We start from the raw sequence: 20401 nt of genomic DNA, 5'->3' as shown, positions 1-20401 counted from the left end.
GAGCCGAAGTCCGTCGGCCTCGGGAAGGTCTGTCCGGTCGGCCGCGAACCGCGCACCGACCGGACAGACCGCTCACTCGTACAGCCGCGAGGCCGTCGAGGTCATCGAGATCATCGAGATCACTGCTGGATGACGTCCTGACCCGGCGTCACGGTGTACGACGCCTCGAACGTCACGGTGTCGCCCTCGCTGATCAGGCCGAAGCAGTTCGCGCCCGAGTCGACGGAGGTGACCACCAGTTCATGCACCGACCCCTCGATCGGTGCCGGAGCCAACGTGTCGGTGGCGTTGTCGTAGGTGCCGGGCGCCTCCCCTTCGACGGTGGCTTCACAGCCGGTGCCGGTGAGGGTGGCCACCACTCCGCCGATGTATCCGGTGGTGACACCGTCCGCGTAGGACTCGCCGTTGATGGTCCAGTCCTCGTCCCCGCCGGGAACGACTTCGAAGGTCAGCCCCAACGGACCCGAGCAGTCGTCGAAGGTGATGTTCTCGATGCTGCCGAGCTGTGCGGGAGTACCGCTCGCGCTGCCTTCCAGGACCCCGCTCGCGTCGGACCCGGAGCAGGTGAGCTGCACACCGTTGGCGGTGTTGGTCAGAACTGTCGTGCCGGCGGTGGCCTCGTACGCACCGCCCGGGTCGACGATCCACTCCTGCTGCTCGGCCGATACCGACATCGCGGTGAAGCCGAGGGCGAGCGCTGCCGCGGCAGTGGTGGCGACGATGTCCGAAACACGCCTACGCATAGCGATTCCTTTCCGAACGGGAGCAGGGAACGGTCGAAAGCAAGCGACGCGGAAGACGGTGGTTCTCGAGTCCGCGGTGAACATCGGCCGACGATGCTTGCCGGTAGGCGAAGGAACCAACCTACCAGCCAGTACGTTAGCCGTTCACCAAGCGGTGAACAAGAAATGTCGATGTTTCCGAAAGGTTTACTCGCTCGTTCGGCGCAACGATTGTCATGATCCGATCAAATCCTCTCGGGACTTTGTCCTGGCGAGCATGCCAACGGTTCCGATCCCAGCGGGGGTACGGGATGCTCACAGCAGCACGAATACTTCCCGGGAATTTGTCACGAAAGCACTAGAATTCAAGCGTAACCACAAGACACGGTGCGGCGTTATTGTCAGCACACGCACAACACAAGCGTGTCGACGAACAAAACCGTCGTTCCATGAGTTTATGGAATTCGGTTTTCGCCGACCGAAGGAGACAGCGAGTGGCCATCGACGTCGACAGCGAACGCGGGCGTTCGTTTCCCGGCGCTGCCGCACTACGTCAGACCGGCAGGCTGTACGCGCTCGCTCTCGACGTACTGCGGTACATTCCTCGCAGGCCGTTTCAATTCCGTGAGTTCGTACAGCAATTCTGGTTCATCGCGAGCGTCTCGATTCTGCCCACCGCGCTGGTGGCCATCCCGTTCGGCGGGGTGATCGCGCTGCACGTCGGGTCGCTGACGACCCAGATCGGGGCCCAGTCGTTCACCGGGGCGGCGAGCGTGCTGGCCATCATCCAGCAGGCCAGCCCCATCGTCACCGCCCTGCTCATCGCGGGCGCGGGCGGCTCGGCCATGTGTGCTGACCTGGGTTCGCGCACCATTCGCGAAGAGATCGACGCTTTGGAAGTACTCGGGGTCTCGCCGGTGCAGCGGCTCGTCGTTCCCCGCGTGTTGGCCGCCATGGCGGTCGCCGTGTTCCTCAACGGCATGGTCAGCGTCGTCGGTGTGTGTGGCGGCTACTTCTTCAACGTGATCATGCAGGACGGCACCCCAGGTGCCTACCTCGCCAGTTTCTCCGCGCTCGCTCAGCTGCCCGACCTGTGGATCGGCGAGATCAAAGCATTGATCTTCGGGTTCGTCGCCGGTGTCGTCGCCGCCTACCGCGGCCTCAACCCGGCTGCCGGACCGAAAGGTGTCGGTGACGCCGTGAACCAGTCGGTCGTCATCACGTTCCTGTTGTTGTTCCTCGTCAACTTCGTGCTGACGACCGTGTACCTGCAGCTCGTGCCGCCGAAGGGAATGTGAGTCGTGACCACCCCCGTCCGGCAACGCGCCGTCCACGCCCTCGACCGAAGACTGTCTTTCTTGGACACGCTCGGTGAGTCGATCCTGTTCAGCCTGCGCGCGTTGGCCTGGATTCCCCGCGCGCTGGCGCGCTATCCACGTGAGATCACGCGACTGCTCGCCGAGGTGAGTTTCGGCAGCGGCGCGCTCGCCGTGATCGGCGGCACGGTCGGCGTGATGGTCGGCATGACGATGTTCACCGGCGTGGTCGTGGGCCTACAGGGCTACACGGCCCTGGACCAGGTGGGCACGGCGGCGTTCGCCGGGTTCATCTCCGCGTACTTCAACACCCGCGAGATCGCCCCACTGGTGGCGGGACTCGCGTTGTCCGCCACCGTCGGCTGTGGATTCACGGCCCAACTGGGCTCCATGCGGATCTCCGAGGAGATCGACGCCTTGGAGGTCATGGGCGTACCGAGCGTGCCCTACCTCGTCACCACCCGCATCATCGCGGGCTTCTGCGCGATCATCCCGTTGTACGCCGTGGGACTGCTCACTTCCTACGTCGCCTCGCGACAGATCACCATCTGGTTCTACGGCCAATCCGCGGGCACCTACGACCACTACTTCGAGCTGTTCCTCCCACCGGAGGACGTACTCTGGTCGTTCGGCAAGGTGCTGCTGTTCAGCGTCGTGGTGGTGCTGACGCACTGCTACTACGGCTTCCGGGCCAGTGGAGGACCCGCGGGCGTCGGCGTGGCGGTGGGCCGTGCCGTGCGCACCGCCATCGTCGCCGTGGCTCTGCTCGACTTCTTCGCCAGCCTCGCCATCTGGGGCGCCACGACAACCGTGCGGGTGGCCGGATGAGGAACACACGACTGCGCAAACTCGGGGTCCGCCTCGCGGGTGTGGCTTTCTGTCTCGTGCTCGTGTTGCTGGTGGACCTGTCCGTCCGCGTCTACAACAAGGAGTTCACCGACTCGGTGTCGGTCACGTTGCGCACCGACCACGTGGGCAACCAGCTACGGGAGAACTCCGATGTCAAGGCCAGGGGCGTACTGGTCGGTGAGGTCCGGGCGATCAGGGCCGTGCCCGACGGCGCGGAGATCGACCTCGCGCTCGACCCGGACACCGTGTCACGACTGCCGAAGGACGTCACGGCCCTGCTCGTTCCGAAGACCCTGTTCGGAGAACGCTACGTGCAGCTGTCCGTTCCGGACGGATCCGGCGCGGCTCCCCTGTCCGACGGCGATGTCATCACCCAGGACCGCTCAAGCAACGCCATCGAACTGGAGCGCGTGTTCGACGAACTGCTGCCCGTACTCAAATCCGTGCAGCCGCAGAAACTCGCCAGCACCCTCAGCGCGGTGGCCACAGCACTGGACGGCCGTGGCGAGCAGATAGGCGACACCCTCGTAACCGCGGCGAACTACCTCGAGGAGTTCAACCCCAACCTGCCCGAGCTGCACGAGAACATCCGCGACCTCGGCGAGGTGGCGCAGCTGTACGGCGACATCTCCCCCGACATCCTCGACGCGTTGACCGACGCGGGCATCACGCTCGGGACTGTGGAGGAGCGCAGCACCCAATTGCGAGGCCTGTACGCGCAGGTGACCGTCACCGCCACCGACCTCACCGGATTCCTGCGCGCCAATGCCGACAACCTCATCCGGCTGTCGGCCGAGAGCCGAGCACCGTTGGAGGCCGCCGCGCGCTACTCCCCCGGATTCGGCTGCACTCTTAAGGCCCTCGACGAACTCAAGCCCGCCATGGACGCGGTCCTCGGCAAGGGCACCGACACCCCGGCCCTGCGGATGAACGGCACCGTCACCACCTCGCCGCGCGGCAAGTACGTGCCCGGCGCGGACGATCCGCGCCCCCACGCCGACACCGGTCCTCGCTGCTACCCCAGCGGCATCGCACCGCGAGACGACACACCACCCGCTCCCGCCCGGGACGCGACGGGCCCCGCTGTTCCGGGAGCCGGCGCCGACCTCGGTCTGCCCAACTCGCCGCAGGAACGACAGTTGCTGTCCACACTGCTCGCCGCGGACCTGGGTGTCGCCGCCGACGAGGTCCCCGACTGGAGCAGCGTCCTCCTCGGACCCGTCTACCGCGGCACGGAGGTGACACTGCGATGAGGAAGATCGCCGGACCACTGCTCAAGGGCTTGACGTTCGTGCTCGTCACCACCGTGGCGATGGTGTTGCTGGCCGTGTCCATCTCGAACGTCGGCGTGAACGAACGTGTCGGCTACAGCGCCAGATTCACCGATGTCACGTCGCTCAACACCGGTGACGACGTGCGCATCGCCGGTGTGCGGGTGGGACAGGTGGACGAGTTGGAGATCATCGACCAGCACATCGCCCTGGTGCGCTTCTCGGTGGACGCGACTCGCCGACTGCCCGCCGACGTGACCGCCACCATCCGGTACCGCAACATGCTCGGCCAGCGCTACATCGCCCTGGAACGCGGCGACCCGCCGAGCTCCGACCATCTCCGGCCGGGTGCGGAGATCCCGCTGGAACGCACCCGGCCCGCACTGGACCTGACCGAGCTGTTCCACGGCTTCCAACCCCTGTTCTCGGCCCTGGACCCCGGTGAGGTCAATCAGCTCTCGGGCGAGATCATCCAGGTACTGCAAGGGGAAAGCGGCACCGTGGAAAGCCTGTTGCGCCACACGGGATCGCTCACCGAGACTCTCGCCGACCGCGACCGGGTGATCGGCGAGGTCATCACGAACCTGAACTCGGTGCTCGACACCATCAACAACGAGGGCGACGCGCTGTCCGGCCTCGTCTCGACACTGCAGGAACTGGTGTCGGGCCTGGCAGGGGACCGCGAGGCCATCGGCGAGTCCATCGAGGGCATGGCCGCCCTCACCACGGCCACGGCCGGTCTGTTCGAACAGGCACGTGAGCCGTTGCGGGAGAGCATCGCCGGGTTGCGGGACGTGTCGACGAACCTCGTGTCCGGCTCCGACGACCTGGAACGGTTCCTCGTCACGACCCCGGAGAAGTTCACCGCACTGGGGCGCACGGCCTCGTACGGATCGTTTTTGAACGTCTACCTGTGCGACGGCATCCTGCTGACCGACCCGCCGACGAACATCAACGACGGAGCCCTCCCGGCGAGGTGTAACCGATGACGTCCTTTCGGAAACGCAACCCTTTGGTACTCGGTGTGGTGGGCACCGTCCTGCTCGCGGGAGTGACCATGGCGACGGTCAACTACGAGAACCTGCCCCTCATCGGCGGCGGCACCACCTATCAGGCCGAGTTCGCCGAGGCGGCCGGGCTCGCACCGGCCAACGAGGTGCGGGTGGCCGGCATCAAGGTCGGTGAGGTCACCGATGTGGAGCTCGCCGAGGACCGGGTGCTCGTGTCGTTCCGTGTCTCCGACGCCTGGATCGGCAACAGGACATCGGCCGAGATCAAGATCAAAACCTTGCTGGGGCAGAAATACCTGTCCCTGCACCCCATGGGCGACGCGGTGCAGGACCCCGACGACCCCATTCCGCTCGGCCGCACCACCACGCCGTACGACGTCACCACCGCGTTCGAACAACTCGCCACCACGGCGGGTTCCATCGACACCGAACAACTCGCCGAGAGCTTCCGCACCCTCGGCGACACCTTCGACGGCGCCGAGGAACACGTACGCAGCGCCTTAGACGGCCTGACCTCGCTGTCACAGACCATCGCCTCCCGCGACGAGGAACTCGCCGACCTCCTCGCCAGCGCGCACACCGTCGCCGACACCCTCGCCGACTCCAGCGACGAGTTCGACCGCCTCATCGACGACGGCAACCTGCTGCTCACCGAACTCGACCACCGGCGCGAAGCCATCCACGACCTGCTCGTCGGAGCGCAGGACCTGGCCGAACAGATCTCCGGACTGGTCGCCGACAACACCGAACAACTCGCGCCCACACTCTCCGAACTCGACACGGTGACCAACATCCTGCGGCAGCACCACGACGAACTCGACCGCACTCTCGAACTCGCCGGACCGTACTTCCGGGTCGTCAACAACGCCGTGGGCAGCGGCCGCTGGCTCGACGTGTACGTGTGCGGGCTGGTCGCCGACAACCGCCATCCCTGCAAAGCCCCGGAACGGAGGTGACATCCGGTGACGACCCGATTCCGGTGGACACTGACCAGACTCACCACGGTGCTGGCCGTGGCCGCCGTGGCCACGGCAGGCGCCCTGTGGTGGGTGTTCACCGACCACGGGGACAAGACGGTGACGGCCTACTTCAGCCGCACCGTCGGCGTCTACCCAGGCTCGGACGTGAAAGTGCTCGGCGTCGCCGTCGGTGAGGTCGAGTCGGTGTCCCCCGAAAGCGACCGGGTGCGCGTGACCATGACCGTGGACGGCGACGCACCCGTGGCCGCCGACACCCGCGCACTGATCGTGTCGCCGAGCGTGGTGGCCGACCGGTACGTGCAACTGTCCGACCTGGCCCACGGCGGTCCCCGGCTCGCGGACGACACCGTGATCCCCCGCGCCCGCACCGCCGTCGCCGTGGAACTCGACGAGCTGTACCGCAGTCTCGACGACCTCGCCACCGCGCTCGGACCCGAAGGCGCCAACGCCGACGGTGCCCTGTCCGACCTGCTCGACACCGGGTCCGACGTGCTCGACGGCACCGGCGAGTCGTTTTCCGAAAGCGTGCGTAACTTCGGTGACCTGGCCCGCACACTGGCCGATTCCGACGACGACCTGTTCGCCGCCATCGACTCGTTGTCGACGTTCACCAGGATGCTGGCGGGCAACGACACGCAGGTACGCGAGGCCACCGAACAGCTCGCCAACGTCTCCGACACCCTCGCCGCCGACCGCGAGGAACTGTCCGCGGCCCTGGCCACCCTCGGCAACGCACTGGCCGACGTCCAGTCGTTCGTCGCGGACAACCGCGCGGCATTGAAGTCCAACGTAGACAAACTGGCCGAGACCACCCGGCTGGTGGTGGACCGGCGCGCCTCACTGGCCGAGGCGCTCGACGTCGCTCCCATCGCCGCCGAGAACGCCTACAACGCCTACGACCCGGCGAGCGGCACCCTTCAGGGACGCATCACACCGCTGGAATACCTGCCCCTGGTCTCCGCGTCGGGAGGTGGCCGGTGAACCGACTTTCCCGCACGATCGCGGCCGGAACCGTGGTGGTGTGCCTGCTGGCCTCCGGCTGCGCCACGGAGTTCGACGGGGTTCACGACCTCCCCCTGCCGGGCGGCGCCGACCTCGGCGACGACCCCTACCGCGTCACCGCGCACTTCGACGACGTGCTGGACCTCGTGCCACACGCGGCGGTGAAGGTCAACGACGTCGCCGTGGGCAGGGTGGAGTCCATCGAACTCGCCGACACCGACGACTGGCGGGCCGAGGTCGTGCTGCTCGTCAACGGCGGCATCGAGCTGCCCGCCGACACACTGGCCAACGTCCGCCAGTCCAGCCTGCTCGGCGAGAAGTTCGTCGAACTCGAGGCACCCCGACACCACGGGGACGAACCCAGAGCACCCCTGACGGACGGCACGCTCATCCCCGCCTCCCGCACCAACCGGCACGTCGAGGTCGAAGAGGTCTTCGGCGCGTTGTCACTACTGCTCAACGGCGGCGGCATCGCCCAACTGCGCACCATCAACCGGGAACTGAACGAGGCGCTGGCCGGCAACGAGACCGAGATCAAGGAGTTCCTGTCCCACATCGACCACCTGGTGTCCGATCTCGACTCCCACCGCCACGACATCACCGCCGCGCTCGACGGCCTCGACCGGCTGTCTGCCACCCTCGCCGAACGCGAGGACGCCATCAAAGGCGCTCTCAACGACCTGACCCCGGGACTGGCGGAACTTCGAGACCAGCGCGAGCAACTGGTGACCATGCTGAAGTCGCTCGACGAACTCTCCGACGTCGCCGTGGACGTGATCGACAAGACGAGGGACGACCTGGTGGCCGACCTCGAAGCGCTCGCCCCCACCCTCGACGGCCTCGCCGACGCGGGACAGTCCCTGCCCCGGTCCCTGGAGATCCTGGCCTCGTTCCCGTTCACCGACGCCGTACTCGACGGCATCAAGGGCGACTACCTCAACACCCTCGTCGAGATCGTCCCCGCCGACGGCTACACCGCACCGATCCCCATGCTGCCGCTGCCCACCACCGCCACCCCGGCCGAGTCCGCAGTCGACGGAGGTGACCGCTGATGCTCACCCGTCGGGTCAAGAAGCAAATCGTCGCGTTCGTGGTCGTGGCACTCATCGCCACCGCGTTCGTCGGCGCTAGTTACGCCGGGCTCGGCCGTCTCCTCGGCCAGGACGGCTTCGTCGTCCGCCTGCAACTCGCCGACGGGGGCGGCCTGTTCTCCGGGAGCGAGGTCACCTACCGAGGCGTGGCCGTGGGCGAGGTCGACGAACTCCGCCTCACCGACGACGGCATGGAAGCCGTCCTGATCCTCGACGAGGACGCTCCCGCGATCCCCGCCGATTCCCGAGCCGTGGTCGCCAACCGGTCGGCCGTCGGCGAACAGTACGTGGACCTCCAACCCCGCACCGGCCAAGGCCCCCACTTGGAAGACGGCTCGGTGATTCCACGCGAGTCCACCGCGCTCCCTCTCCCCGTGCACACCCTGCTGGGCAACCTCAGCGCGTTCACCGAATCCGTGCCCACCGAGTCCCTGCGAACCGTGGTGGACGAGCTGTACACCGCGTTCCAGGGCACCGGCGACGACCTGCAGGTATTGCTCGACTCCTCACGCGAGTTCACCCACACCGCCACCGAATACCTGCCACAGACCTCCGCCCTCATCCAAGACGGTGCGACTGTGCTGCGCACCCAGGCGGAATCGGCCGAGGCCTGGCGCTCGTTCGCCGACAACGCCAAGCTCTTCGCCCGCGAGCTCGCCGACGCCGACGGGGATCTACGCGAACTCATCGCCCGCACACCCGGGGCCGCCACACAGCTCAGTGGGCTGCTGGCCGACACCGACCCCGGACTCTCGGCACTCATCGCGAACCTGGTGACCACGTCCGAGCTGTTCTCCGACCGGGTCGACGGCGTGGAGCACCTGTTCGTCATGCTGCCGAAGGCGACCGCGGCCACGTCCGCCGCGCTCGACGGCGACGAGTTCTCGGTCGCGCTCACGTTCTTCGACCCGGTGCCATGCCTGAGCGGCTACGAAGGCACGCCACACCGCGCCGGTGAGGACAGCGGCGACGCGCCGTTCAACACCGACGCCGAGTGCACCGTGCCCTACGGGGACCCACGCGCCGTGCGGGGTTCTCAGCACGTGCCGGAAGGCGGACTGCCACCGGCGGTACCACCGGGTGTGCTCGCCGACGACGACCACACTCGCGAGTCGCTGGAGGACATGCTGTGGCTCGACGAATGAGCTGGCGGCGCGTGCTCACCGGCGCCGCCGTCGCCGTCGTCGTCATCGCCGCGATGTTCGCGGTCCGGGGTGTGCTGGCCTGGATCTCGGCCGCCGGTGACGAGGACCTGGACACGGCGAAGGCCCGCGACGAAGCCCTGCGGGCAGGCCGCCAACACGTAGCCGAGCTGACCACAATGGACCACGAAGATGTCGAGGGCGGTCTGCGTCGGTGGCTGGACGTCGCCACGGGGCCGCTGCGCTCCGAACTGGAGGACACCGAACCGGCGACACTCAGCGCCGTGGAACAGGCCGGCACCGTGGCGACCGGAACGGTGCTGACGGCCGGACTCAGCGAGTTCAACGCCGAGGCCGGCACCGCCACCCTGCTGGCCTCCGTGGAGGTCACCACCGCACGCGAGAGCGCCGACCCGGTGTTCGCACGCAACCGGTACCGCGCGCAACTGCGGCATACCGACGACGGCTGGAAGGTCGCGTCGTTCGAACCGATTCCCACCGGTGGTGCGTCGTGAACCGCCGTCTCCTGACGTTTCTGGTCGTCACTTCCCTACTCACCGGTTTCGGGGCGGCGGGCACCCTGTGGGCGCACGAAGCGCGGACCTCGGCCTCGGCGCTCGATCTCACCCACGTCGACGTCGATGCCACGCTGGAAGTGCGTTCGGCTGTCACGCGGTCGGTGAACAAGGTGCTGACGTACCGCTTCGACGATGTGGAAGCCACCGTCCGCTCCGCCGAGGACCTGCTGCGGAGAAACGCGCGAGAGGAGTATCGGCGACTGTTCACCCAAGTGAGCGCGAACGCTCCGGAGCAGCGGCTCACCGTCACCACGCGGGTGGTGGACACTGCGGTGCTGTCGTTGACGGAAGAGCACGCACGGGTACTCGTGTTCGCCGACCAGACCGCGACCCGAAGCGGCGGTGAACCGACGCACGCCGCGGCCCAACTCCTGGTGACGGTGGAACGTCACGACGGCCGCTGGCTGGTGACCGACCTGGCCCAAACCTGACGCCGCCCACCGTGTCCGCAGCCTGCGTAGCCGTTCGCACGCTTCACGGCCGACGTTGCCTCGGCAATGCCGGAGACACCGTCGACATCGGCATGGTGCGCAACGCCAGTTCCAACTCGAATCGGGCGTCCGGATCGCGCAGTCGGTCACCGAACGTCGATTCCAACTGCCGCATCCGGTACCGCACAGTCTGCGGATGCACTTCCAACCGCTCGGCCATGTCCACCACGTTCCCCTGCGCGTCGATCCACGCCCGCAAGGTCTCCAACATGCGTTCACGCTGACGCGGCGTGAACCCGTCGAACGCCGCGAGCAGACGCCGCCGCAGCTGGGTGGTCAGCGCCTCGTCCGAGTGCAACAGCAATACGGGCAGGCACTCCTGGGCCCACACGACCCGACGTGGCGGCAACACGCCCTCGTCCACCAACGCCAACGCCTTACGCGCCCACCGCAACGAATCGGCCACCCCGTCCAACGGCACACACGGCCCCACAGCCAACCGGCACCGTGGCAACGCCTGTTCGAGCGAGGCGATGCGTTCTCGGGTCATCGGTCCGGGCAGGAGCAGCCGCGGTTCGACCCCGGTCAGCTCGGCCAACACATCCGCGTCGAGCGGAAGTCGATGCGCGGGACTGAGTCGATGCAGCGGGCGCACGGCGACCGGCGTCGCCTTCTTCGGCATCGCCCACCCGACGAGCTGTGCGAGCTCGTCGATCGCCTCGGGTGCCACGGCGGGACGTTCCAGGATCAGCTGCAGCAGCCGTCGCCGCCACGTGTCGAGGGCGTCGGCGGAACTCGCTTTAGCCTCCAGGAAACCGTCGAGCGCCACCGACGCCAACTCGTCCATGAACCCGAGGATCGCGTCGGCCAGGTGCGACATCACCGCCGACGAGAACCCGCTGCGCCGACCGACCTCCATGATCCGCCGCCACGCCACCCGTGCCCCCACGCGATAGGCGGCCTGCAGCGTGTCGAGACTGCGGCCCTCCCGCATCTCGTACTGTCCGAGTCTTCGGTGCACTTCGTGTGCGTGCTGTTTGGACGCACTCGGATCGGCGATCTGGGCGAGGAACAACGACACCGCGTGCTGCACACCGGCTCTGATGGACTTTCCGTAGGGGCCGTCGAGCGGTCTGCGGTACTCGGGGATCACGGCACGGATCTCGGTGACGATCTCGTCGGCCACGCTCTCCAGTTCGGGCCGCATGATCTCGGCGAGTTGCCCCGAAAGCACGACTGAGTCGGCGGCACCATACGCTGATCGTCCTGCCACGCTGACAAGCTCCCTTCCCGCACCGTTGAGGGACGCACTGCCACGATCAGTTCAGCAGACCAGAAAAGGTATCACCGGAAACCGACGGTTCGGGGCGGCCGCGTCCGATATGACGAAATCCCGCCGTCCCTGTTGTGCGGCTGTGACAATTCCGTCCGGTTACGGCTCCAACCGACGGTGCAGTGCCTGCACCACGGGGATCAACGGCGTGACCTCCGCCCGGTCTTGGGCCGTGCACTCGGTGAGGGAGGCTCCGACGACGTCGAATTCGGCGAGGGCGTCGAGACAAGCGACGAGCCGATCGATACCGAGACCACCGGGTTCGTGGTAGTGGGGGCCGGAGAACTCGCCGGGGTCGAGTACGTCCACGTCGACGTGCACGTACACCGTGCTCACGTTCGCCGCGCGCAACGCGTTCACCACGTCGTCCGGGGTGGCCGACGCGGGCACGTGCCGCAACAGGCCATCGTCGAGAGCGGCCCGCTCGGCGGGATCGAAGACCCGGGCGCCCACGAGGACGGCTTTGCCCGGCTCCACGGCGGGATCGGCCACGAAATCGGGGTCGCCCTGCCCCAGCAACGACCGCAGCACCATGCCGTGAAACGCGCCGGACGGCGACGTGTCGGGGGTGTTGGCGTCGGCGTGCGCGTCGAACCAGAGCACACCGAGTCCGGGCCCGTACCGGTACCGGGCCACACCGACCGGCACGAGGTCGACGGCACAGTCCCCGCCGAGCGTGAGTACCGGGCCCTCGGGGTTCTCCAACACCGTCAACTGTGCGCCACGGTTGTCGAGCAACGCGGCCCGGTTAGCCATCCCACGTTCGACGGGCGAGCCCTCTCGGCCGACGGGCACCCGCGAAACGGGCGTGTCGAGTACCTCCTCGGTGAGCGAGGCCAACACCTCGCATCCGGTGGTCAGCCGGGACGACGCTCCGTCCCAACCCGCGCCCTGCCACTGCGGTACCGCATGCACTCGCATGGCACTCACCCTACGGGCACCACAGCGGAATCGGGCGACCTCGGCGACATCGACAGCGTCGGCGATGCCGCCGGAAAAAGCCGGTACTACTCCAGCACTATCAGCAGGTCGCCACCCTCCACCTGCTGCACCGAGTTGATCGCCAGTCGCGACACCGTGCCACTCGTCGAAGCGGTGATGGCGGCCTCCATCTTCATCGCCTCGATGGTGGCCACGGTGTCCCCCGCCTCGACCGAGTCGCCTTCCGACACCGCCGCCGTCACCACACCCGCGAACGGCGCGGCGACGTGTTTCGGGTTGTCCTTGTCCGCCTTCTCCTTCGCGGGCAGGTCGACGGCCACCGAACGGTCCCGTACCTGGATGGGCCGAAGTTGCCCGTTGAGAGTCGCCATGACGATACGGATGCCGCGCTCGTCGGCCTCCCCGATCGCCTCCAACTCGATCAGCAACCGAACCCCGGGTTCGAGGTCGACGGCGTACTCCTCGCCCGGACGCAGCCCGTAGAAGAAGTCCTTGCTCGGCAACACACTCGTGTCGCCGTAGTCGTGGCGGTGTGCCTCGAACTCCTCCGTCGGCCCCGGGAACAGCAACCGGTTCAACGTCGCGCGCCGATCGTTCTCCAGCTCCCGGCGGTCCTCGGCGGACAGCTCCACGGTCGGCCGCGACTCCGCACGACCCTGCAACGCCTTGCTGCGGAACGGCTCGGGCCAGCCACCGGGCGGGTCACCCAGCTCACCCCGCAGGAAGCCGATCACCGAATCGGGGATGTCGTACTTGCCGGGCTCGGCTTCGAACTCCTCCGGAGACACCCCCGCGCCCACCAGATGCAGGGCGAGGTCACCGACCACCTTGGACGACGGTGTGACCTTCACAAGCCGGCCGAGAATGCGGTCGGCCGCGGCGTACATCGCCTCGATCTCCTCGAACCGGTCACCCAGCCCCAGCGCGACGGCCTGGGTACGCAGGTTCGACAACTGCCCACCGGGGATCTCGTGGTGGTAGACCCGGCCGGTGGGCGAAGCCAGCCCGGCTTCGAACGGCGCGTAGATCTTGCGCACGGTCTCCCAGTACGGCTCCAGGTCGCCGACGGCCTGCAGGCTCAGCCCGGTGGGCCGATCGGAGTGATCCGTGGCGGCCACGAGAGCAGACAGCGACGGCTGTGACGTGGTACCCGCCATCGACGCCACGGCCCCGTCCACGGCGTCGGCACCCGCGCCGATGGCGGCGAGATAGGTCGCCAGCTGCCCACCCGCCGTGTCGTGCGTGTGGACATGCACCGGCAGGTCGAACTCCTTGCGCAACGCTCCCACGAGCTTGGCCGCCGCGGGCGCCCGCAACAGCCCGGCCATGTCCTTGATCGCGAGGACGTGCGCCCCCGCGCCGACGATCTGCTCGGCGAGCTTGAGGTAGTAGTCGAGCGTGTAGATCTTCTCGTCGGGATCCAGCAGGTCGGAGGTGTAGCACAACGCCACCTCGGCCACGGCCTTCCCCGTTGCCCGCACCGCGTCGATGGCCGGGCGCATCTGCTCGACGTCGTTGAGCGCGTCGAAGATGCGGAAGATGTCGATGCCGGTGGCGGTCGCCTCCTCCACGAACGCCTCGGTCACCTCCGTGGGGTACGGCGTGTACCCCACGGTGTTACGGCCCCGCAGCAACATCTGCAGACAGATGTTCGGCATGGCCTTACGCAGTGCCTCCAAGCGCTCCCACGGGTCCTCGGCGAGGAACCGCAGCGCGACGTCGTAGGTGGCGCCGCCCCAGCACTCCACCGACAGCAGTTCCGGCGTGGTCCTCGCCACGACCGGCGCCACGGTCAGCAGGTCCTTGGTGCGCACCCGGGTGGCGAGCAGCGACTGGTGGGCGTCCCGGAACGTCGTGTCGGTGACCCCGAGAGTCGGCGACGACCGCATCCACCGCGCGAAGCCCTCGGGACCGAGCTCCTCCAGCTTCTGCTTCGACCCGAAAGGTGGGTCGCCCTCCGGCACCTTCGGCAGCTTCTTCTCAGGATCGATCAGGCGGGGCCGCTCACCGTTGGGTTTGTTGACGGTCACATCCGCGAGATAGGTCAGCAACCTGGTGCCACGGTCGGCGGAACGCCGGGCCGTCAACAGATGCGGCCGCTCTTCGATGAACGCCGTGGTGACCCGCCCCTCACGGAAATCGGGGTCGTCGAGCACGGCCTGCAAGAACGGGATGTTGGTGGCCACCCCTCGAATGCGGAACTCGGCCACCGCGCGCTGCGCCTTGTCCACGGCCGCGGCGAACGTACGGCCCCGGCAGGTGAGCTTCACGAGCATGGAATCGAAGTGCGCGCTGACCTCCGCGCCCGCGAACGCCGTACCACCGTCGAGCCGGATCCCCGAACCACCGGGCGACCGATATGCGCTGATCATGCCGGTGTCGGGACGAAACCCGTTGGCGGGGTCCTCGGTGGTAATGCGGCACTGCAACGCCGCGCCGCGCAGGTACACAGCCTCCTGCGACAACCCGAGATCGGCCAGGGTCTCCCCCGCGGCGATGCGCATCTGTGCCTGCACCAGGTCCACATCGGTGACTTCCTCAGTCACCGTGTGCTCCACCTGGATGCGCGGGTTCATCTCGATGAACACGTGGTTGCCGTCGCGGTCCACGAGGAACTCCACCGTGCCCGCGTTACGGTAGCCGATTTGCCGGGCGAACCGCACCGCGTCGGCACAGATGCGTTCCCTCAGCTCGGGATCGAGATTGGGGGCCGGAGCGAGTTCGACCACCTTCTGGTGCCGCCGCTGTACCGAACAGTCCCGTTCGTACAGATGGATGACACCGTTCTCGTCGCCGGTACCGTCGCTGAGGATCTGTACCTCGATGTGGCGAGGCTGGACGACCGCCTTCTCCAGGAACACGGTCGGGTCACCGAAAGCCGACTCAGCCTCGCGCGCCGCCGCCTCGATCGACTCACGTAACGAGGCCCGGTCCTGCACCAGCCTCATACCGCGGCCCCCACCACCGGCGACGGCCTTCACGAACACCGGGAAGCCCAACTCCTCGGCCGCCTCGACCAATGTGTCCACATCAGACGAGGGCTCCGAGGAACCGAGCACGGGAACACCGGCCTGCCTCGCCGCATTCACCGCGCGTGCCTTGTTGCCGGTCAGCTCCAGCACCTCGGCACTCGGCCCGATGAACGCGATCCCGGCTTCGGCGCACGCCCGGGCCAGGTCCGGGTTCTCGGAAAGGAAGCCGTAACCCGGATAGATCGCGTCGGCGCCCGCCATCCTCGCGGCGCTCACGATCTCGTCGACCGACAGATAGGCCCTCACCGGATGTCCCGACTCGCCGATCTCGTACGCCTCGTCGGCTTTCAGCCGATGCAGTGAGTTTCGGTCCTCGTGGGGGAACACCGCGACGGTTCCGACGCCCAGCTCGTAGGCTGCGCGGAACGCGCGGATCGCGATCTCACCCCGGTTGGCGACGAGTACCTTGCGGAACATGCCCGGTCCTTCCTGTTTTCGGATCGGTCGCGAAAGGCACGTTACCCCGGGTTTCCCGCCCAGCGGGAGGTCACCCTACCGTGACGGGGCTCATGCGCCCGGTATGTGGGACAGTCCGCAGCCCACGGCGTCGTGTCCGCAGCCCACGGCGTCGTGTCCGCGAGGTGTGGCGTAGGAACAACTACGCCACCTGCGGACACGACTACGGGAAGTGCGGACACAGCTGCACAACCTGCGGACACGGCGCTCAGCTCTTCTCGAGATACTCGGCACGCTCGTCGTCGATCGTGTCGGCCGCCAGTTTGGCGAGTCCCGGGTGCTCGACGAGCTCGGGGTCGGCGTCCACGATCCGCTGCGCCACTCGCCGTGACGTGGCGATCAGCTCTTCGTCCCGCAACAGCGACAACAGCTTCAGCCCCGAACGTTTACCCGACTGCGCGGATCCGAGGATGTCGCCCTCCCTGCGCAGTTCCAGGTCGAGTTTCGACAGTTCGAAACCGTCGGTGGTGGACTCGACGGCCGCCAACCGCGCTCGGGTGGACGTGCCGTCGACGGCCTCGGTGACGAGCAGGCACAGGCCGGGCACGTCGCCTCGGCCGACCCGGCCGCGCAACTGGTGCAGCTGGCTGACTCCGAACCGATCGGCATCCATGATGATCATGATGGTGGCGTTGGGGACGTTGACACCGACCTCGACGACGGTCGTCGCCACCAGCACGTCGAGTTCGCCCGCGGCGAAAGCACGCATCACCGCGTCCTTCTCGTCCCCGGGCAGTCGACCGTGCAGCACTCCGATCCGCAGCCCGGCGAGCGCACCGTTCTCCAGCTCGGGCGCGAGATCCAGTACCGCGATCGGGGGGCGTTCGGTCTTGTCCGACGGCGGTTCGTCGCCGATGCGTGGGCACACGACGTACGCCTGGTGTCCCTTGGCGACCTCCTCCCGCAGTCGTTCCCAGGCCCGCTCCAACCAGGCCGGTTTCTCCGCCGCGGGTACCACGGTGGTGGAGATCGGCGATCGGCCCGACGGCAGCTGTCGCAGCGAGGAGGTCTCCAGGTCGCCGTAGACGGTCATCGCGACGGTTCTGGGGATAGGGGTCGCGGTCATCACCAACACGTGTGGGTTGGTGTTCTCGGCTCCTCGCGAGCGCAGGGCGTCGCGTTGTTCGACACCGAAGCGGTGCTGTTCGTCGATCACCACGAACGCCAGGTCGGCGAACGAGACGTGTTCCCCGAGCAGCGCGTGGGTGCCGACCACGATCCCCGCCGCACCGCTGGCCGTGTCGAGTAACGCCTGTTTGCGTTCCCGTGCGGGTAGGGAGCCGGTGAGCAACGTGACCCGGGTCGCCACTTCCGAAGCGCCCAGTTCTCCCGCTTTCGCCAGGTCACCGAGGAGTTCCCGCAACGACCGCGCGTGTTGGGCGGCCAGCACCTCGGTCGGGGCGAGCAGGGCCGCCTGCCTGCCCGCGTCCACCACCTGCAACATCGCGCGTAGCGCGACGACGGTCTTGCCGCTGCCGACCTCGCCCTGCAGCAGGCGGTTCATCGGGTGTTCCCCGGCCAGGTCGGCGCTGATGGCTTCTCCGATCTCACGCTGCCCCTCGGTGAGTCGGAAGGGCAGTCGCGCGTCGAACGCCTCCGCGATACCGCCCTGCCGTGGCGGGCAAGCGGGCGCGGGTCGGGCGCCGGTGGTGTGTCGTCGCCGCGCGAACACCAGCTGCACCGCCAGTGCCTCGTCCCACTTGAGGCGGGTGCGGGCGGCCTGGAGGTCGGCGTCGCTGCGTGGGCGGTGAATGCCGTGCAACGCCTCGAACAGCGTGGGCAGGTGGTGTTCGAGGCGCAACCACTCGGGGAGCGGGTCCGGTTCCTCGTCGAGCAACTCCAGTGTCTGACTCACGGCCTTGGCGATGCGCCACGACGGCAGCCCCTGGGCGGCCGGGTACACCGGGATGATCTGCGACAGGAAGTCGTCCACGGTCGACAACCCGTCGGCGGGGTCGGCCGAGCCCGTGTCGATCAGTTCGTACTCGGGGTTGGCCAGCTGGAGGGTGCGGCGGAACATCGTGACCTTGCCCGCGAACAATCCCGTCCGGCCCGGCCGCAATTCCCGTTCCCGCCATGTCTGGTTGCCGAAGAACGCGCATGTCAGTCTGCGCTGGCCGTCGGTGATGGTGGCTTCCAGGATCGAGCCCCTACGGGACCGCATGGGTTTCTTCGTGACGTGTTCCACGCGCGCCAATACGGTGACGTGCTCGCCGATCTCCAGGCCCGCGATGTCGGTGAGCTCGCCTCTGCGCGCGTAGCGGCGCGGATAGTGCCGTAGCAGGTCTCCGACGGTGTGCAGGCCGAGCGAGGCGGCCAGCGCTTTCGCCGTCCTCGCGCCCACCACACCCGTGAGCCCGTCACCCAACCCGGCCATGTCACTCCACACCCATCAACAGCATCGCATCGGTCTGTCCACCGGAATAGCACACCAGTTCGACATCCGGCCGTTCAGCGCGCACGTGTTCGGCCAGGACGTCGGCGATGCCTTCGGGCGCGTCGTCTCCCACGAGCACGGTGACCAGTTCGCCGCCCACCGCGAGCATGCGGTCGAGCACCCCGATCGCCGCGCGTTCCACTCGACCGGCCGTTTCCCTCGGCTCGATCAGCACCACCTCGCCGTCGATGAATCCCACCACGTCCCCCGCGGCGGCCCGGCCGACCCACGTGATGGCGTCCTCGGCCGCGACCGTGAGTTCACCTCTTCGGGTGGCCGCCGCGGCCTCGGCCATAGCCACCACGTCGGCGCCGGCCCTGCGGTCCGGGTCGTGGACCGCGAGTGCGGCCAGCACCTGTACCGGCGAGGCGCACGGCACCACGACGACGTCCCGTCCGGCCAACATCGGATGGTTGGTGACGCGTTCGGCGGCGGCGGTCAGCCGGACACCCCCGGGGAGGACGGTGATGTGTGTGGCGGCCGCCCCGCCTATCAGGGTCAGGAGTTCCTCGGTGGTCGGTTCCCGGTCCGCGTCCACGGCGAGCACCGATGTGCCCTCGCCGTCGATGAGCCGAGCCAGCGCGTCACCGTGTACCACCGCCACCACGGCGCGGTCAGCGCCCGTGGCGGCCGTGTCGGTGGGTTTCGGGGTGAGCAACGGTTCGACCCGCACGTGATGGGGCCTGCCGTGGTCGATCCCCACCTCCAGTGCCGCGCCGATGTCGGCGCAATGCACGTGGACTGCGTATTCGGACTCGCCCGCCTCCGCCACCGTCACGCTGTCCCCCAACGCCGACAGCTCCCGGCGCAGTCCGGACAGGTCTTCCGCCCGGTTCTCGTCCGACACGGTGAGTAGGTACATGACTTCCCACACCTGGGGGGCGGGGTCGGTGGGAACCGTCTCGACGACGTCCACGGGCGTTCGGGTCCGCGTTCCGGTCAGGACCTCCACGAGTGCGTCGAGGACGGCGAGCAGTCCGCGCCCGCCCGCGTCCACCACTCCCGCCACGGCGAGAGGAGCAAGTTGGTGCGGGGTCTGCGCCAGCGCGTCGGCGGCGACCTTGGCGGCCAGTGTGGCGACGTCGCCGGGGTCCGGGTCGGCCACGAGTTCGTCGAGCGCGGTCGTCACGGCGTGCAGCACGCTGAGCATCGTGCCCGCCACGGGCCGCGCCACGGCGGTCGTCGCCGTGGTGTCGGCAGCGCGCAACGCGTCCGCCAACGCCGGGCCGTCCAGTTCCCGTGTGGTTCCGGCCGAGCGCGCCATCCCCCGCAGCACCTGCGACAGGATGATCCCGGAGTTGCCCTTCGCCGCCCGTACCGCGGCGTCGGCCAGGACGGTCAGGGCCGTACCGGCGTCCGGCGGAGCGGCCTCCGCCAGCGCGTTCCGCGCGGCGGTCACCGTGTGCAACAGGTTGGAGCCGGTGTCGGAATCGGCCACGGGATAGACGTTGATCTCGTCGATCTCGGCCCGTAACGCGCGCAGCTCGCGCACACAGGCGTCGACCCAGTCCCGTATCGCCTCCGCGTCCAAGGCCCGCACCCGCGTATCCTCCATAGCCGGTATCGAGGCATCCGCAGGCGAGGGTAGCGACCCCGCTGAGGCGGCGGAGAGCGCACCAGTTACGCTATTCGAGTTGCCCGGTGCCGCCGGGTGGTTCGTTTACCGATTCTTTTCGAGGAGTGTTCGACGTGGCTGCCGTGTGCGACGTCTGTGGCAAGGGGCCGGGCTTCGGCAAGTCGGTCTCACACTCTCACCGGCGCACCAACCGCCGGTGGAACCCGAACATCCAGACCGTGCACGCCAGGGTC

Annotated in this window: 17 protein-coding genes; 11 read left to right on the top strand and 6 right to left on the bottom strand. The window is 68.0% G+C overall.

What is annotated here, in order from left to right; all coding sequences use genetic code 11:
- Positions 1-119 precede the first annotated feature (119 nt).
- Positions 120-743, bottom strand: coding sequence for a hypothetical protein (locus M7H19_RS01035; RefSeq protein ID WP_298175901.1), 624 nt, complete (start codon positions 741-743; stop codon positions 120-122).
- A gap of 473 nt (positions 744-1216) precedes the next feature.
- Here M7H19_RS01035 and M7H19_RS01030 point away from each other — a divergent pair, with 473 nt between their 5' ends.
- From M7H19_RS01030 to M7H19_RS00985, 10 genes are read left to right on the top strand one after another with little or no spacing between them, the layout of a single operon-like run.
- Positions 1217-2020, top strand: coding sequence for an ABC transporter permease (locus tag M7H19_RS01030; protein WP_298175899.1), 804 nt, complete (start codon positions 1217-1219; stop codon positions 2018-2020).
- Between the two features lie 3 nt (positions 2021-2023).
- The gene (locus M7H19_RS01025) at positions 2024-2866 is read left to right on the top strand and encodes an ABC transporter permease (RefSeq protein WP_298175897.1); all 843 of its coding nucleotides are present in this window, start codon (positions 2024-2026) and stop codon (positions 2864-2866) included.
- A complete protein-coding gene (locus M7H19_RS01020) occupies positions 2863-4140 on the top strand; it encodes an MCE family protein (RefSeq protein ID WP_298175893.1) in 1278 nt (425 codons plus the stop codon). The genes M7H19_RS01025 and M7H19_RS01020 overlap by 4 nt, the downstream gene beginning before the upstream one ends.
- Positions 4137-5147, top strand: a complete 1011-nt coding sequence (locus M7H19_RS01015) for an MCE family protein (RefSeq protein ID WP_298175891.1) — start codon at positions 4137-4139, stop codon at positions 5145-5147. Before M7H19_RS01020 ends, M7H19_RS01015 begins: the two co-directional genes overlap by 4 nt.
- On the top strand, positions 5144-6124 hold the full coding sequence (locus tag M7H19_RS01010; RefSeq protein WP_298175889.1) for an MCE family protein: 981 nt from the start codon (positions 5144-5146) through the stop codon (positions 6122-6124). Before M7H19_RS01015 ends, M7H19_RS01010 begins: the two co-directional genes overlap by 4 nt.
- Positions 6125-6130: 6 nt before the next feature.
- The gene (locus tag M7H19_RS01005) at positions 6131-7129 is read left to right on the top strand and encodes an MCE family protein (RefSeq protein WP_298175888.1); all 999 of its coding nucleotides are present in this window, start codon (positions 6131-6133) and stop codon (positions 7127-7129) included.
- Positions 7126-8202: an MCE family protein gene (locus M7H19_RS01000; RefSeq protein ID WP_298175886.1), complete on the top strand. Its 1077-nt coding sequence runs from the start codon at positions 7126-7128 to the stop codon at positions 8200-8202. Before M7H19_RS01005 ends, M7H19_RS01000 begins: the two co-directional genes overlap by 4 nt.
- A complete protein-coding gene (locus tag M7H19_RS00995; protein WP_298175884.1) occupies positions 8202-9386 on the top strand; it encodes an MlaD family protein in 1185 nt (394 codons plus the stop codon). Before M7H19_RS01000 ends, M7H19_RS00995 begins: the two co-directional genes overlap by 1 nt.
- A complete protein-coding gene (locus tag M7H19_RS00990) occupies positions 9371-9898 on the top strand; it encodes a hypothetical protein (RefSeq protein WP_363321323.1) in 528 nt (175 codons plus the stop codon). Before M7H19_RS00995 ends, M7H19_RS00990 begins: the two co-directional genes overlap by 16 nt.
- Positions 9895-10392: a hypothetical protein gene (locus tag M7H19_RS00985; RefSeq protein ID WP_298175882.1), complete on the top strand. Its 498-nt coding sequence runs from the start codon at positions 9895-9897 to the stop codon at positions 10390-10392. Before M7H19_RS00990 ends, M7H19_RS00985 begins: the two co-directional genes overlap by 4 nt.
- A gap of 43 nt (positions 10393-10435) precedes the next feature.
- Here M7H19_RS00985 and M7H19_RS00980 read toward each other — a convergent pair whose 3' ends face one another.
- The 5 genes from M7H19_RS00980 to M7H19_RS00960 form a co-directional block, all read right to left on the bottom strand.
- Positions 10436-11665 carry a helix-turn-helix domain-containing protein gene (locus tag M7H19_RS00980; RefSeq protein WP_298175880.1) on the bottom strand — a complete coding sequence of 410 codons (1230 nt, stop codon included), beginning with the start codon at positions 11663-11665 and terminating at the stop codon, positions 10436-10438.
- Between the two features lie 159 nt (positions 11666-11824).
- Positions 11825-12646 (bottom strand): arginase family protein, encoded by an 822-nt coding sequence (locus tag M7H19_RS00975; RefSeq protein ID WP_298175879.1) that lies wholly within the window; start codon positions 12644-12646, stop codon positions 11825-11827.
- Between the two features lie 86 nt (positions 12647-12732).
- Entirely contained in the window at positions 12733-16116 is a 3384-nt protein-coding gene (locus tag M7H19_RS00970) for a pyruvate carboxylase (protein ID WP_298175877.1), read from the bottom strand.
- A 247-nt stretch (positions 16117-16363) separates the two neighbouring features.
- Entirely contained in the window at positions 16364-18532 is a 2169-nt protein-coding gene (gene recG / locus M7H19_RS00965) for an ATP-dependent DNA helicase RecG (RefSeq protein WP_298175875.1), read from the bottom strand.
- A 1-nt stretch (position 18533) separates the two neighbouring features.
- The gene (locus tag M7H19_RS00960) at positions 18534-20132 is read right to left on the bottom strand and encodes a DAK2 domain-containing protein (protein ID WP_298175873.1); all 1599 of its coding nucleotides are present in this window, start codon (positions 20130-20132) and stop codon (positions 18534-18536) included.
- A 149-nt stretch (positions 20133-20281) separates the two neighbouring features.
- On the opposite strand from M7H19_RS00960, the gene rpmB reads away from it, so the two are divergent.
- Positions 20282-20401: 50S ribosomal protein L28 (rpmB, locus tag M7H19_RS00955; RefSeq protein WP_277068951.1), on the top strand; the 120-nt coding region annotated here is incomplete at its 3' end.

The organism is Saccharomonospora sp., assembly GCF_027317685.1.
Lineage (GTDB): Bacteria > Actinomycetota > Actinomycetes > Mycobacteriales > Pseudonocardiaceae > Saccharomonospora.
Note: the sequence above shows the minus strand (reverse complement) of the source record. Positions and strands in the feature narration are given on the sequence as shown.